This is a genomic window from Bacillus sp. ZY-1-1, assembly GCF_003047165.1.
GTDB classification, from domain to species: domain Bacteria; phylum Bacillota; class Bacilli; order Bacillales; family Bacillaceae; genus Bacillus; species Bacillus velezensis.
The window spans coordinates 260,221-274,250 of sequence record NZ_CP027061.1 but is presented as its reverse complement, the minus strand read 5'-3'; the positions used below and the strand labels follow the sequence as shown (position 1 = coordinate 274,250).

Annotated in this window: 17 protein-coding genes and 2 pseudogenes; 8 read left to right on the top strand and 11 right to left on the bottom strand. The window is 47.0% G+C overall.

Going from position 1 to position 14,030, the window contains the following annotated elements; genetic code table 11:
- Positions 1 to 15 precede the first annotated feature (15 nt).
- A complete protein-coding gene (gene qoxA, locus C5I45_RS01385) occupies positions 16 to 981 on the bottom strand; it encodes a cytochrome aa3 quinol oxidase subunit II (RefSeq protein ID WP_014306059.1) in 966 nt (321 codons plus the stop codon).
- A 502-nt stretch (positions 982 to 1,483) separates the two neighbouring features.
- Between qoxA and C5I45_RS01380 the strand changes: the two genes are divergently transcribed.
- A complete protein-coding gene (locus tag C5I45_RS01380) occupies positions 1,484 to 1,729 on the top strand; it encodes a GlsB/YeaQ/YmgE family stress response membrane protein (protein ID WP_003150926.1) in 246 nt (81 codons plus the stop codon).
- A 16-nt stretch (positions 1,730 to 1,745) separates the two neighbouring features.
- Here the strand turns inward: C5I45_RS01380 and galT are convergent, their stop codons facing one another.
- The 4 genes and pseudogenes from galT to C5I45_RS01360 form a co-directional block, all read right to left on the bottom strand.
- Positions 1,746 to 3,287 (bottom strand): UDP-glucose--hexose-1-phosphate uridylyltransferase, encoded by a 1,542-nt coding sequence (gene galT, locus C5I45_RS01375; RefSeq protein WP_003150925.1) that lies wholly within the window; start codon positions 3,285 to 3,287, stop codon positions 1,746 to 1,748.
- 88 nt (positions 3,288 to 3,375) lie between these two features.
- Positions 3,376 to 3,486 (bottom strand): annotated as a pseudogene (locus C5I45_RS19830) (galactokinase family protein); the annotation flags it as partial.
- 46 nt (positions 3,487 to 3,532) lie between these two features.
- Positions 3,533 to 3,919 (bottom strand): GtrA family protein, encoded by a 387-nt coding sequence (locus C5I45_RS01365; protein WP_032857211.1) that lies wholly within the window; start codon positions 3,917 to 3,919, stop codon positions 3,533 to 3,535.
- A gap of 79 nt (positions 3,920 to 3,998) precedes the next feature.
- A complete protein-coding gene (locus tag C5I45_RS01360; RefSeq protein ID WP_003150919.1) occupies positions 3,999 to 4,622 on the bottom strand; it encodes a TetR/AcrR family transcriptional regulator in 624 nt (207 codons plus the stop codon).
- Between the two features lie 335 nt (positions 4,623 to 4,957).
- Between C5I45_RS01360 and C5I45_RS01355 the strand changes: the two genes are divergently transcribed.
- The 3 genes from C5I45_RS01355 to C5I45_RS01345 all read left to right on the top strand — a co-directional run bounded on the left by C5I45_RS01355 (position 4,958) and on the right by C5I45_RS01345 (position 6,690).
- Positions 4,958 to 5,119, top strand: coding sequence for an anti-repressor SinI family protein (locus tag C5I45_RS01355; RefSeq protein ID WP_003150917.1), 162 nt, complete (start codon positions 4,958 to 4,960; stop codon positions 5,117 to 5,119).
- Between the two features lie 216 nt (positions 5,120 to 5,335).
- Positions 5,336 to 6,016, top strand: a complete 681-nt coding sequence (locus tag C5I45_RS01350) for a class I SAM-dependent methyltransferase (RefSeq protein WP_014306063.1) — start codon at positions 5,336 to 5,338, stop codon at positions 6,014 to 6,016.
- Positions 6,016 to 6,690: a glycosyltransferase family protein gene (locus tag C5I45_RS01345; protein WP_043867536.1), complete on the top strand. Its 675-nt coding sequence runs from the start codon at positions 6,016 to 6,018 to the stop codon at positions 6,688 to 6,690. Before C5I45_RS01350 ends, C5I45_RS01345 begins: the two co-directional genes overlap by 1 nt.
- An 18-nt stretch (positions 6,691 to 6,708) precedes the next feature.
- Here the strand turns inward: C5I45_RS01345 and C5I45_RS01340 are convergent, their stop codons facing one another.
- The 6 genes and pseudogenes from C5I45_RS01340 to cidR all read right to left on the bottom strand — a co-directional run bounded on the left by C5I45_RS01340 (position 6,709) and on the right by cidR (position 11,460).
- Entirely contained in the window at positions 6,709 to 7,311 is a 603-nt protein-coding gene (locus tag C5I45_RS01340; RefSeq protein WP_003150913.1) for a DsbA family oxidoreductase, read from the bottom strand.
- Positions 7,312 to 7,398: 87 nt separating this feature from the next.
- Positions 7,399 to 8,655 (bottom strand): iron uptake transporter deferrochelatase/peroxidase subunit, encoded by a 1,257-nt coding sequence (efeB, locus tag C5I45_RS01335; protein WP_014306066.1) that lies wholly within the window; start codon positions 8,653 to 8,655, stop codon positions 7,399 to 7,401.
- An 18-nt stretch (positions 8,656 to 8,673) separates the two neighbouring features.
- Positions 8,674 to 8,996 (bottom strand): annotated as a pseudogene (locus C5I45_RS01330) (Efem/EfeO family lipoprotein); the annotation flags it as partial.
- A gap of 63 nt (positions 8,997 to 9,059) precedes the next feature.
- Positions 9,060 to 9,734: a thiamine phosphate synthase gene (thiE, locus tag C5I45_RS01320; protein WP_014306068.1), complete on the bottom strand. Its 675-nt coding sequence runs from the start codon at positions 9,732 to 9,734 to the stop codon at positions 9,060 to 9,062.
- Positions 9,731 to 10,549, bottom strand: coding sequence for a hydroxyethylthiazole kinase (thiM, locus tag C5I45_RS01315; protein ID WP_044052800.1), 819 nt, complete (start codon positions 10,547 to 10,549; stop codon positions 9,731 to 9,733). Before thiM ends, thiE begins: the two co-directional genes overlap by 4 nt.
- 2 nt (positions 10,550 to 10,551) lie before the next feature.
- Positions 10,552 to 11,460 carry a cidABC operon transcriptional activator CidR gene (gene cidR / locus C5I45_RS01310; RefSeq protein ID WP_003150908.1) on the bottom strand — a complete coding sequence of 303 codons (909 nt, stop codon included), beginning with the start codon at positions 11,458 to 11,460 and terminating at the stop codon, positions 10,552 to 10,554.
- Positions 11,461 to 11,566: 106 nt separating this feature from the next.
- Between cidR and C5I45_RS01305 the strand changes: the two genes are divergently transcribed.
- The 4 genes from C5I45_RS01305 (at position 11,567) to C5I45_RS01290 (ending at position 13,858) form a co-directional block, all read left to right on the top strand.
- A complete protein-coding gene (locus tag C5I45_RS01305) occupies positions 11,567 to 11,953 on the top strand; it encodes a CidA/LrgA family holin-like protein (RefSeq protein WP_007407725.1) in 387 nt (128 codons plus the stop codon).
- On the top strand, positions 11,935 to 12,615 hold the full coding sequence (locus C5I45_RS01300; RefSeq protein WP_003150905.1) for a CidB/LrgB family autolysis modulator: 681 nt from the start codon (positions 11,935 to 11,937) through the stop codon (positions 12,613 to 12,615). Before C5I45_RS01305 ends, C5I45_RS01300 begins: the two co-directional genes overlap by 19 nt.
- A 130-nt stretch (positions 12,616 to 12,745) precedes the next feature.
- Complete coding sequence (locus C5I45_RS01295; protein ID WP_003150901.1) at positions 12,746 to 12,940, top strand: YwbE family protein; 195 nt, start codon at positions 12,746 to 12,748, stop codon at positions 12,938 to 12,940.
- 156 nt (positions 12,941 to 13,096) lie between these two features.
- On the top strand, positions 13,097 to 13,858 hold the full coding sequence (locus tag C5I45_RS01290) for a MerR family transcriptional regulator (protein WP_003150899.1): 762 nt from the start codon (positions 13,097 to 13,099) through the stop codon (positions 13,856 to 13,858).
- Positions 13,859 to 14,030: the final 172 nt, after the last annotated feature.

The following is a 14,030-nucleotide window of genomic DNA, read 5'->3' as shown; positions in this document are numbered from 1 at the left end:
CTTTCTTGTTCAATTTCAATCTTGTTTATCGTCGGATACTTTAAATTCGTTTTTCTTTACATCTTCCCACGGGTCTGTTTTAGAGTGCGGTGATACGGCTTTGTAGCCAAGGCGTTTGCGCGCCTCCATCGCATATTCGGCATCTTGGCCGTGGTCAACGTATTTTAAGTGTGTAGAAGAGAACGTTAATTTTCCGACATTCTCCGGAAGCATCAGTTCGTCATACTTCTCTTTCGTCAGCTTTGGAGAATCGCTTTGGGCTTTTTTCACCCAGCTGTTAAAGTCTTTTTGCGTAACAGCTTTTACGTTGAATTTCTGGTCGGCAAAGTGTTCGCCGGTGAAGTTCGCGTTGCGGCCTTCATATGTTCCCACTTTGTCAGCCTGTAAGTATTGATCCATCAGCATTCCCGCCATCGCGTATTTTTGTCCCCCAAGCTGAGGAATCCATAGCGATGCCATTGAATCTGCTGAAGAAATTTTAAATAAAACCGGACGGTCTACAGGAATGTTCAGGTAGTTAACCGTCTCAATATCCTGCTCAGGGTAGCTGAATACCCATTTCCAGTCTACCGAAGTAGCATAAACAACAAGAGGCTCTTTATCCTTTGTCGCTTCAGGCGCTTTTTCTAACGAATATATCGTCTGTACGGTAGGCACAGAAAGTGCAATAACAATTAAAATTGGGATCACTGTCCAGACTACTTCTAAGAACGTGTTGCCGTGCATCTCGGGCTTGTAATTTCCGCTGTCTTTGCCTTTGCGGTCGCGGTATTTCACTAAAATAATTGTAAATAGTACGAATACGACGCCGACAATGAACAGCATAAATCCGATTGACAAGAGAATCAGATCTTTCTGCTGGTCTGCTACAGGTCCTTTCGGATCTAAAACGGAAATGTCGCTGCATCCGCCCAGTACGAAAACAACAGCCAACATCGCTAATAAAAGTAACGGTTTAAATGCTCTGAACAAGAAGATCACCATCCTTCCTATTGATGTAGTGAATCTGAAATGTACTTTCTCAAAATCTTTTCTCTATCTACCTTGTTATGCTATCAAAATCTGCCCTTATTAGCTTTATTTTTTTCTAAAGTTCATCTTTTTTTCGACCTAATGTCACAAAATCGTCAAAAAATGCATGAACTTTTTCCACTTGCGTAAATCAAACATAAAAAGTTTTAGATCATTTAGCATATATAGAGAAAAAAGATAGCGAGAACGAATAATACCAAATAAAGGTTTACCATAATAAAAATCGCTGGTCAACAAAAAGTTTCATTTTGTTAAACATTCTACAAAAGAAATATTTTTTCCTTTGCTCACACCTTTTCACACGGTTTCCATTTTAACGCAACGCATTGTGAAAAAAAAGACCGGAACGCGCCTTGATATGTTCATTATAAAAAACGCATTCATATGTTTAATATGGACAAAACGAAGGAAACATATAGGCATAAATAATAAAAAATAGGAAGTGATATTTATGGGTTTTATCGTATCTCTGATTGTCGCTATTATTATCGGCTGGATCGGAAGTTTATTTGTAAAAGGCAGTATGCCCGGGGGGATCATCGGGTCAATGATCGCCGGTCTGATCGGCGCATGGATCGGGCACGGACTGCTCGGCACATGGGGTCCTCACCTTGCCGGCTTTGCCATCATTCCGGCAATCATCGGAGCTGCGATCGTGGTATTCTTATTCAGCCTGATCGCCAGAAGCAGAGGATAAAAAAAAGCCTCGTCCCTTATGGGATGGGGCTTTTTTCCGGTAGAGCGCCCAAATGGCGGATAAACCGCCGGAAAGCCGCTCTGCCTTCTTCTGTCTGTTTAAAGACGCCGGCATGCTCCAGTATCCGCGCAAAGGCATGGCCGATTTCCTCTTTCAGAATCTGTTCCGCATTTTCTTTCGTTACCTTCCGCTTATGCAGCACACTGAGCGCCCAATCTTTATGCTTTGCCGCAGAAGGGTCTGCCGTTAAGACCGCCTCCGGGTCCGGTGAGCACAGCGCTTCAGCCGTGTATTTCATTTCTTGTTCAAGGCGGCCCGGCAGAATCGCAAGCCCCATTACCTCAATCAGTCCGATATTTTCTTTTTTCAGGTGATGAACTTCCTGATGGGGATGAAAAATTCCCAGCGGATGATCATCAGAGGTGCGGTTATTTCTGAGGACGAGATCTAATTCGAATAAACCGTTTCTCCGCCGGGCAATCGGCGTAATTGTATTGTGCGGTGTTTCTCCTGAACAGGCGAGGAGATCAGCCGCCTCATCGGAATAACCGCGCCATGCCCGCAGGATGGCATCCGCCGCGCCGGAAAGCTCAGACGCGCTCTCGCTCTGCAGGCGGATGACCGACATCGGCCACTTCACAATTCCCAGCACCGTTTTCGGATAGTCAGGCAGCCTGTACCGGCTTTCTGTCTCCGCCCGCGCCATCGGGAATTCATAATGGCCCCCCTGAAAATGGTCGTGGCTTAAAATACTGCCGCCGACAATCGGCAGATCAGCATTGGAACCGAGAAAATAATGAGGATACTGGCTGACGAACGACAGCAGCCGGTCAAACGTTTTTTTGCTGATCTTCATCGGTTCGTGCCGGTCTTTCAAAACGATGCAATGCTCCCGGTAATACACATACGGAGAAAATTGCAGAAACCACTGCTCATCGCCGAGAATGACCGGAATGACACGAAGGTTTTGACGCGCCGGGTGATCCGGTCTCCCCTCGTACCCGACATTTTCTTTACAAAGAACACATCCCGGATAATCGGATTGAGGCTGCTCTTTGGCAGCGGCAATTGCTTTCGGATCTTTTTCCGGTTTTGAAAGGTTGATCGTGATGTCCAGCTTTCCGTAAGCCGTCTCAGCCGTCCATCCGACATTCCGCTGTATTCTGTCCGAACGGATATAATACACATCCTCTGAAAATCGGTAAAACGCCTTTGTCGCCTGCTCCGGCCCGTGCACCGCCTTTGTTTCTTCAAAACGACGGACAATCTCGGACGGCTGCGGGGCAAAGCAGCCCATGATCTTCGCGCTCAGCAGGTCGCGATAGGTGTCTGTATCGGCTGCAATCCGGCCCGTTTCTGCCGCCCATTCATAAATCGGGGCCAATATGTCCGGCAATGATGCCGACGATTCATTTTCTTTCTGTTCTGAAGCCTCCGGATGGGTAATATGCAAAGTTTCATATAAACGGTTTCTTGTATATTCAATATCAAGAAATGAAATCAGCTCTTTTTGCAATCCGTACCGGATTAAACGTTCCACGTGCCGCTCAATTGCCATCGTCATCCCCCTTTAGTTCTCTTGCTCCGGCTCCGATATCCGCCGTGTAAAAGTCAGTTTCTCCCTGTCTTCTCCTCATAGCGGCCCCCGTTAGCTCTCCGATGAGATTCACTCTGCCGGGCGCAAAGAAAACGCGCAGGTCCTCGGATTCCCCGAATACATCAGCAAACGCTTTCTTTATTTTGCGCTTCAAACGCATCCCCTTCCACCATTACACTTTCCCCCCGGGACGCGGAAAGAAACGGTTATGACACGCCCTCTTCTTTCGCTTTTCTGAAGACAATCCACTTGCTGGCCGCATAGTTGACGACTACAATAATGACGTTATCGGCGATTTTCGCCAATGTTTCGTTCATATGAAATTGACTGACCAGAAGAATCATCATGGCGAGATCGATGGCGAGAGACAGTACCCGCACGCTGAAAAAGGCCGTTAATTCTTTCATCAGACTCCGCATCCCCGCGGTCTTTTGCTGAAAGACATACCGTTTATTCGTAACATAAGCAAATAGAACGGACAGAATCCAAGCGGCGACAGTCGCCGCCTTGTAATCCATCTCAAATGCCGACGTCAGAATGTAAAAACTGACGATATTCACGATGGTCGTGAATATCCCCATAATGATATACATCATAATTTCTCTGTAGCGCATGGCAGTTCCTCGCTTTCTGAAAGACTTTTCTAAACCTTTTGTCAAATCAAGAAGAACGTTACCCTGATTTTCTGCCGCTGACAAAAACATAGAGCGCGTCAAACATGCTGCGGAAAGTAACCGGCCTTCCCAGCACATTAGATTGCTTAATCATCCCGTCGATGAGCGCGCACATCATGTTAGCGGTATGCTCGGTATCTATATGGTCTTCTATTAAATTTCTCGATTTGAGCCAATTTATGTACATGGTGCTTTCTTCTATCCATAACTTATACAGGCGGATATAAGCTTCATATTCACTGACGACTTTGTAAGTAGGCATATGAACGGCAAAAGACACAACATTCCAGGCAGGCTTGCTGTTTACAAACCGCATCAACAGGCTGGCCGCGCTGGCCGCGGCTTCACAAAGCGTCAACGGCCGCTCTGTTTGCTTTTCTAATTCGTCGAGATAGCCAGTGATGATCCTTTTTTTAATCTGACGCCTCTCTAACAAATGCTTCAGAAAATCTTCCTTGCTTTCAAAATGAACGTAAAACGCCCCTTTGCTGAAACCCGCCGCTTTACTGATGTCATCGATTGAGACTGAATCGTAAGCTCTTTCAATCAGGAGATGAAGGCCTGCGTCAATAAAACTTTCAAATGTTTCTTCTCTCTTAATTTGAAATTTGTTTTTTTTCATTTTTTACCCCAGCTGTTTGATCATTCACTTTATCTTACACCGAATCATTCTTTTGCGGTATTTTTTATGCAAAAAGAATATGCTAATCGACGTTTTGAGGGTAAATGTTAATAGGTCATATGGTTTATTTTTATTTGCATACTATCCAGTCAGTATTTATTTGTTTATTATTATATGTAAGAATTCTTGAAGGATTTTGGTTATTTCAGTCATTTTCTTAGGGAATAGGTAGGTGAATTCATCTTCAATTTGGGATTACCGGCCAACTATGTGTGATATTTGTTATACATTGGCTGCTGTAGCTGGGCAAATCAATTTTTCAATTGGAGGTTCTTATGAAAACTCATGTAATGAAAGATATAGATCAAGATTGGCAATTGTTAATTCAAGAGGCTAGAATCATGGGTTTGCACATTGACGATGTGAGGCGCTTCTTAAATACTGAAAAAGCGGTGAAGAAAAAAACACCAATGAAAAACACCATCCGCCAGCGGTAAGATTACAGGCGGATCCTTTTACTATATGACCTGCCACAGTCCGCCCGCACCCGAGTTTTCAAGGAACACCCGCAATAAGAGGGGAATCAGAGAACAAACCGTATACCGGACAACCATTCCCGTCCGCATTCCGCAATTGAACAGCCAAACATGGTGATATGAGATCCCCCCGCTGCATATCTTGTGTATTATGCCCATTTATGAGGTGATACACAGATGGATACGAATCCCTATTATGATGAAAAACAACAGAACTACTACGAAGGCCTGAATCCTTATTTATTGAACAAAATAGACGAAAACTGGCGGACAGTGCTTGATGTCGGCTGCGGCACGGGCAATTTAGGAGCGGCGATCGAAGACCGCGGAATAACGGTTTACGGCATTGAAGCGTATCCCGAAGCCGCAAAAAAGGCGGAAAGCAAATTGAGCCACGTGCTTTGCGGCGACATTGAATCCGCCATTCTTCCGTACGAATCAGAGCAATTCGACTGCATGCTGTTCGGAGACGTTCTTGAGCATCTTGTCGACCCGTGGTCAGTGCTGAAAAAGCTTCGTCCTTATGTAAAAAAAGACGGCACTGTGCTTGCATGCATACCGAATGTCGGCCACATCTCAGTCGTGCTGGAGCTTTTAGCCGGCAAATGGACTTACAGTGACGCCGGATTAATGGATCAGACCCACCTGCGTTTTTTTACCCGGGAAGAGACTCTTTCATTATTTAAAGCCGCCGGCTATGAGGTCAAACGCATTGAGGCGATCCGCGTTGATCACCCTTCTTACCACAAAGCCATCGCATCATTGCACGAAGTATGCGTACAGCTTGGCATAAGGCATGACTTTATGACAGAAGCATCGGCCTATCAATATGTGATTGAGGCCGAGAGGAGCATGTAATGGATTCACATTCATTTCTGTTTGTCGTCTGTGTGAATGATGAGTCGCTGTACTCCCGGTGCAAGAGCCATATCATGCAGCTTACCGTCCCCCCTTCATACTCCGTTGATATCATGCCGATATACGATTCAGCAAGCATGGCCTCGTCCTACAACAAAGCGCTGAAACACCCCTCCAAATATAAAATTTATCTGCATCAGGATACTTTTATCATTCATCAGCATTTCCTTCATGACATGCTTCATATCTTTCAATCTCATCAGGAGCTCGGCCTTCTCGGTGTTGCCGGCTGCAAAACCCTGCCGCCGAACGGCATTTGGTGGGAAAGCGGACAGCGGATGGGAAAAGTGATTGAATACCGGGGGAATGCTTATCACCCGCTGGATTTTGAGCACGGTGATGAAGACGGCCTGTTTACGCCCGCTGACGCCATTGACGGCTTGTTAATGGCGGCTCAATATGACGTGGAGTGGCGGGAGGATTTGTTTCGCGGCTTTCATTTTTACGACACATCACAGTCGCTCGAATTTCAAAAACACGGCTATCAAGTCGGCGTCGCCTGCCAGAAAGACCCTTGGTGCCTTCATTTTTGCGGCGACTCATTTGACGCCGCGGCATATGAAGCGGACAGACAAACATTTATCAAACACTATATGGCAAAGCCCTCTCGCTGATGCAAAGAGGGCTTTTTACTAACGTTTATTCAGTTCCCGCTCAATGATTTGTTCAAAGGTTTCCTTTCCCGCCGCGCCAGGGATTCTCTCATCGCCGATGATAAACGTCGGCACTGCCGTAATGCCGGCTTCCTCATAAGCATGGCGGAGCGCTTCCCGCTGTACGTCCTTGTACGCTCTTGTCTCAAGCGCCTCTTTGAAGGCAGCGCCGTCAAGTCCGGCTTCTTCCGCAAGCTTTGTCAGCACGCCAACGTCACCGATATTTTGTTCTTCCTGAAAGAACGCCTGAAAAACGCGTGTATGGTATTCGCTTCCTTTCCCGTGTTCCTTTGCGAAATGAAAGCCTTCAAATGCCAAATCCGTGTATGGATGCGGTGACACGCGGGGGAACGTGATTTCAACGCCTAACGACTGCGCCATCGGCTCAATGGAGTTTTTCCACATCTGCCGCTTGGCGGGATCATTCACCGGATCAAGTTTCGGCGAGGGGCTCGGACGCAATTCAAACGGCATCCATTCCACCTGTACGTCCTTGTCCTTGATTGCTTCTTCAAACGCCGCCTTGCCGACATAGCAAAACGGACATACATAATCAGAATATACTTTAATCTGCAGTGTCATTGTAAGTCTCCTTTCCTTATCATTTTAAGTTGTAACTTTTATAGTTACAAGTGTTTTTTTAAAAAAACACCCTCCATATGGAAGGTGTCACGATTCCAGCAGCCTTTGGGCGATATATTCTCCTTTTTTACAGCCGCCGGGACAGGCGAATAAGGAAGAGCCGATCGTTTGTGTGTATTCATTCAGCGCATCCTTTGCCGCCAAAGCCTTCAGCATCGGGACAAATTGGCGGTCCGGGTCTTTTTGAAAGCAGATAAACAACAGGCCTGCGTCAACATAGCCCGTCTTCGGATCAATTCCGTCCGTATAGGAAAATGCCCGGCGCAGAATCTGTCTGCCGGTTGATTTTGCCACGCTGACATGCGAGTCGGCGGGAATTTGATTCAGCTTCACGGGATCGGTTTCCTTTTTTTGTCCGAAAGGCGCGCCCGAGCTTTTCACCCGCCCGAACGTGTCCTCTTGTTCCTTCAAGGATGAACGGTCCCATATATCTAAAAACATCTTAATTTTCCTAAACGCCATGTACGTGCCGCCCGTCATCCAGTCCGGCTCTCCTGATTGAACCCAAACGATCGAATTCATCAGGTTTTCATCCTTCGTGCTTTGGTTGCCGGTGCCGTCTTTGAATCCGAAGAGGTTGCGCGGTGTTTCTCCGTTTTTTCCGCCGCTTAAGAAACCTTTATTGAGAAAGCGGACTTCACACACACCCGATGCCTGTTTCATCAGGTTGCGCACCGCGTGAAACGCCGTTTGTTCATTATCCGCGCAGACCTGTATGACGATATCACCGCCGCCTTGTTTCTTATCGAGCTTGTCGTTAGGCATCGGCGGAATATCGGCGAGGTGCTTCGGTTTTTTATCTTTCAGTCCGAAGCGGTCCTTCCCGTCTTTCTCGAAAAACCCGGGGCCGAAGCCGAAGGTAACGGTCAAATTCGCCGGTGCCAGATCCTGCGACTCCCCGGTATCCTGCGGAGGCATATATTTATTTTTCTGTTCGCCTGACGGGACGGCGCCTGAAGTCAGCAGCTGCGTCAGGCTTGTCCATTGTTTGAAAAGGGAGATGACATCGGCTTTGTCGCTTGACATAACATCAAGCGCCGCAAAATACACATACGTCTGATGCGCCGATGTGATTCCTGCTTGGTGCTTTCCGTAAAAAGGAACGATTTGATCACAATCACGTTTTTCATCATTCTTCTTTGAAGCGGTGGCCGCCGGTTTGAAGAGCGGCGCGAGTCCTCCGAGGCCGCTCGCTCCGACAGCGACGGCTGCGCCCGCGACGGCGCCCCACTTCAGGACATCCCGTCTGTGGATCTGTTTTTCCTTGTTATGTTCATCGCTCATGCTGTGTCTTAACTCCTTTTAAAGCACATCGGCAATCTTCGACATGGTTTCAGAAAGGGCCGTCAGCTTCGTGCTTATCTCTCTGATTTGATCTGTACTTAATGTATCACAAGACGTATACGATTGATCGCACGTTTTGTATTTCGACATCAAAACTTCAAATTCGCTGAATTCCGCATTAAGTTTTTCCGTGACCTCGAAATGGTCTCTCACTGCGCGCTATTCACTGTTTTATAGAGGGCTTTTGAGCCTGCGGTGATTGGTTCAGGCGTCACTTTGAGAGAAGCGATAGAGCCGTCAAACGTTTCGGTCGATATTGCAAGCTTGATTGCTCTGTTCTTGGCATACGGCTTATATTCCCCCAGTCCGTCACGCCTTTTTGCGCACACAGAAAAAGGGCCGCCCTATCGGGACAGCCCTGCTTTGGAGCGCCGAATTTCCTCTGAAAACTTCCGCGCCGCCGCTTTTGGATCTTCGGCTTGGCTGATGGCGCTGATCATGCTGACGCCGTCTGCACCCGCTTCAATGACGGGCGCCGCGTTGTCAGCCGTAATGCCGCCGATTCCTACAATCGGAATGGTGATGCCCTGACGCCGTACCTCTTCAATCAATGTAACGCCCTGCACGGCTTCAGCATCTTTTTTTGTTTCGGTCGGATAGACCGGGCCCATTCCGACGTAATCGGCTCCGGCTTCTTCCGCCCGCTTCACCTCGGAGACGTTATGTGCTGACACACCGAGAATCATATCGCCGATTGCCGCTCTCGTTTCTTCGGCGTCTGCGTCATCCTGTCCGATATGCACTCCGTCCGCCTCAAGGCGCAAGGCCAATTCGACATCATCATTAATGATGAAAGGAATCCCGGCCTGCCTGCAGACATCCTGCACCCGCTTCGCGAACAGGACACGTTCATCCCCTGTTAAAGAACCGCTCCCCTTTTCCCGAAATTGAAAAAGCGTAGCGCCGCCCTCAATTGCTTTTTTCACCACGGAAACCGGGTCTGCGCTTGTATTGTTTGATCCCATAATAAAATAAACCGATAACATATTCTTCATCATTTCCCGAGAAATACGCGTCATTTTTCTATCACCCTTTCAATTGCGGCAAGCTCAGCCGCTTCTTGTTCTGAGATGCTTGCCAGCTTGTTTAAAAGCTCAATCTGGAAGCTGCCCGGCCCCTTATGGGAGGTGTCCAAAGCGGCAAGCTGAGCGGCGCTTCCGTATACAGAAACGGCTGAAACGGCCGCTTGCAGAACGTCCTGCCCTGCTGCGCAGAAGGCTCCGATTACAGACGTCAGCAGGCATCCCGCCCCCGTCACCTTCGTCAGCAGTTTATCACCGTTTTGTACGGCGTATGTGTCGGTGCCGTCGGAGATGACGTCGGTTTTTCCGGTAATCGCAATGACCGTCTTCAGCCCGCTTGCAGCCGTCTTAGCGAGCTGAACCACATCTCCTCCGGCTTCCCCCGCATCCACGCCTTTTATCTTCCAATCAGGGGCGCCGGCAATATTGGCAATTTCCGCGGCATTTCCGCGAATAACGGACAAGCGGACCTCCTGTATGATCTTGCGGGCTGATGCCGTCCGAAACGGCGTGGCGCCGGCGCCTACCGGATCAAAAATGACCGGAACACCGTTTTCATTGGCCGATTTTCCGGCTGCGATCATAGCTTCAACCGATGCCGAGCTGAGGGTGCCTATGTTCAGGACGAGCGCTCCGGCGATTTTCGCCATGTCGGCGGCCTCCTCAATTGCATAAGCCATAACGGGCGATGCGCCGAGCGCGAGCAGTCCGTTAGCGGTGAAGTTCGTGACGACATTATTGGTGATACTGTGAACGAGCGGGTTTTGATCCCGCACTTTACTCAAGTGTTGAGCTGCGGTTTGTGCGTCCATGCTTAATCATCCTTTTTTCTCTTTTTCGGATTCCATAAATACGATTTCGTATGCTCCAGCCAGGCTCTGGCGGCAAAGGACATATAGCGGTCCTTCCGCCAAATGATGGCTAAATGCCACGGAATGACCGGATGAACGAGCGGAATGGTTCTGACTTTGTCAGGATCAAGACCGCGGCAGATTCTTTCCGGCAGCAGGCCGATACCGAGATTGGCGGATACCATTTCGCTGATAAAGTCCCACTGTGATGTTTCATAAATGACATGCGGCCTGAATCCGGCTTTCACGCATTCCGTCATAATTCGATTATGAAGGACAAAATCCTCCCTGAAAAATATGAACGGCTCTTCTTTCAATTCATGAAGACTGCATTCTTTCTCGTCAGCGAGCCGATGTGACGGATGGACGACAAGCATAAGGGTTTCCTTGACGATTGTGAAGGTATGAAAAATCTCTTCATTCGCGGGAAGCACGACGACCCCGATATCAAGCGAGCCGTCCTCCACCCCTTGCTGCACTTTAATAGAGCCGTCCTCAACAAGCTGAAACGTCACATCGGGGTATGTGACGCGGAAGTCACCGAGCACTCTCGGGAAAAAGCCCGACCCGATCATCGGCGGAAGACCGATGCGGACGTGCCCTTTCTTCACTTCCATAATATCGTTCAGCTCTGACGTCAGGTTTTGGAATGACTTTGTGATTTCCTGCGCCTGCACATACATGCTCTGCCCGGCGTCAGTCAGTTCAACTTGCCGGCCATTGCGGTAAAACAGTTTAATGCCGAGCTCCGTCTCCAGGTTTTTAATCATTTTTGAGATTGTCGGCTGTGAAACATACAGAGACTGTGAAGCCTTCGTAAAGCTTTTCAAACGGGCCACTTCCAAGAAATACGTTAAGTGCCGGATATCCATTACATTTCATCCTTTCTATAGACAAAAGGAATACACATTATTCTTTATATGTATTTTACCTATAGCAAAACCTTCTGTACAATATAAATATAAGGGAGGCATCATTATGAAAAAATTGCTGCTTACCGTTATTCAAATCGCTCTGCTGTTTATATTTGCGCGTCTGATCAATTGGGTCACGGCGGCTCTTCATATAAATATTCCCGGCAGTATAATCGGGATTGTGATTCTTTTCACATTATTGCATTTCAAGATTATCAAACTTGAATGGATTGAGCTTGGCGCAGCATGGCTCCTCGGTGAGCTGCTGCTGTTTTTCATCCCGTCTGCCGTCGGAGTGATTGAATACGGAGATATTATGTCTAAATTCGGCGTAAGCATTTTACTTGTCGTCGTCATCAGCACATTTGTCGTGATGGTTTCAACAGGTACGCTTACACAGCTGATAGCAAAAAGAAAGGAGAAAAAACAAACGTGTTCATCGGAATCCTAAGTTTATTCTTAACTGTCTTAGTATATTTGGGCGCGAAAAAACTCTACATTCGTTTTCCGCGGGTGTATACGTCGCCGCTTCTGATTACGCCCGCTGTTTTGGTCGTCCTGCTGCTTCTTGTCAATGTCCCGTATCAGACATACAATCTCGGCGGCGGACTGCTGACCGATATGCTTCAGCCGGCAACAGTGGCGTTCGCCATCCCGCTTTATAAATATTTCCCGATTTTAAAGAAATACGCCGTGGAAATTATTTTGAACGTAGCGGTCGGTTCATGTATCGCCATTTTGTCAACAGCCTTTATCGCAAAATGGTTCAATCTCGGCAGCAGCTTAGTCGACAGTCTCGTGCCGCGATCCGTGACGACGCCGATTGCCATGAACGTTTCAGAAATGATCGGCGGGATGCCGGCCGTTACAGCGGTTTTCGTCATTTTAACAGCTTTATTGGGAACGATCATCGGGCCGATGGTCATCCGCTATTTCCGCATTGATAACGAAATTGCCCGGGGCGTGCTGCTCGGAACTAGCGCGCACGGAGCGGGAACATCTAAAGCATTTGAGCTCAGCTCCGTATCAGGAACGATCTCAAGCGTGTCCATGATTCTCGCCGCGATTATGACACTGTGCGCGGCCCCGATTTTGCTTTCGTTTATGTCATAAAAGACTGCTCCTTACAGAGCGGTCTTTTTTTAGTTGCCATAAAGAATTTGATTTGTCTGTCCTTCATAAAAAGACGAAAACACGATATGATAAGACATGAAGTGAAAAGACTGAAGAACGGATGTGTCATATGAACGGCCAGCAGCGAAGCAGCATCAGAAAAGGACTTGAAGTCGATATCGTCCTGAAAGCCGATCAGCGTTCAGGAAAGCTGACAAGAGGAATCGTGAAGGATATTTTGACGAACTCAAGCTTCCACCCGCGCGGCATTAAGGTCCGCCTTGAAGACGGGCGAATCGGCCGGGTGCAGCACATTATTGAATAGAAAAAAGCCGGAGCTTCACGCCCGGCTTTTTTTTCTTTAATTTCAGCAATGAAATCCTCATATGTTCTCCCTTTATATACAAAAAATTTTTAACCAACTATTGACTCTTACGTTGCGTAATACTTTAGAGTAGCCATTAAGGAGGCGGCAAACGTAATGGGTATGAAAGTAAAAGAAGTAGCTGACCTGATTGGAGTAAGCATACGCACTCTCCATCATTACGATCAAATTGGATTATTGACTCCTCAGGAAACGACCGATTCCGGTTATCGGCTTTATTCTGAAGAGAATCTTGAACAGCTGCAGCAGATACTATTTTTCAAGGAGCTCGATTTCTCCTTAAAAGAGATTAAAGAAATCATTACTAATCCTTCATTTAACCGAAGGGAAGCATTCATTTTACAAAAGAAAATGTTGATTGAGAAACGGAATAGAGTCGATAAGATGATTGAAACCATCGATAAATCAATCAAACATATGATGGGAGAGATTTGCATGACGAACAAAGAGCGGTTTGAGGGAATGAACTTCAATCATAATCTTTATGAGCAAGAAGCCCGCAAACGGTGGGGTGATCAACCTGTCGATAAGGTAAATATTAGATTGAAAAACATGACTGATGGTGAGCAAAAAGATTTATCTGATAAGTGGACTGCAATGTTCAATAAATTTGCACTCCTTATTAACCAATCTCCCGATTCCCCAGACGTACAAACCGCTATCAAAGAGTGGTTTGATTTTCTCAATGAAAATTTTGGTGAATATTCTTTTGATGCCTTTTACGGATTAGGTCAACTCTATATTGAAGATGAACGCTTCACTAAGAACATCGACCGGTATGGTGAAGGGTTGGCGAAGCTCATGAGTGAAGCCATTACAATTTATATAGATCATCAAAAAAAGGGTGGCACCCATTAAAATCATTATCGAGGATACAATTGGGCGGAGGGATTAGTGAGGCCACTTTACTCGGCACAGATGAGATACTAAGTAATAGCGGTTTTTTTCTTTAAACAGTAAGATATGAAGATTATTTTGTCCCGTATTAAAGCGATGGAAGAGGGTTTTCTTTTCCCCCTCTTTCCACGCT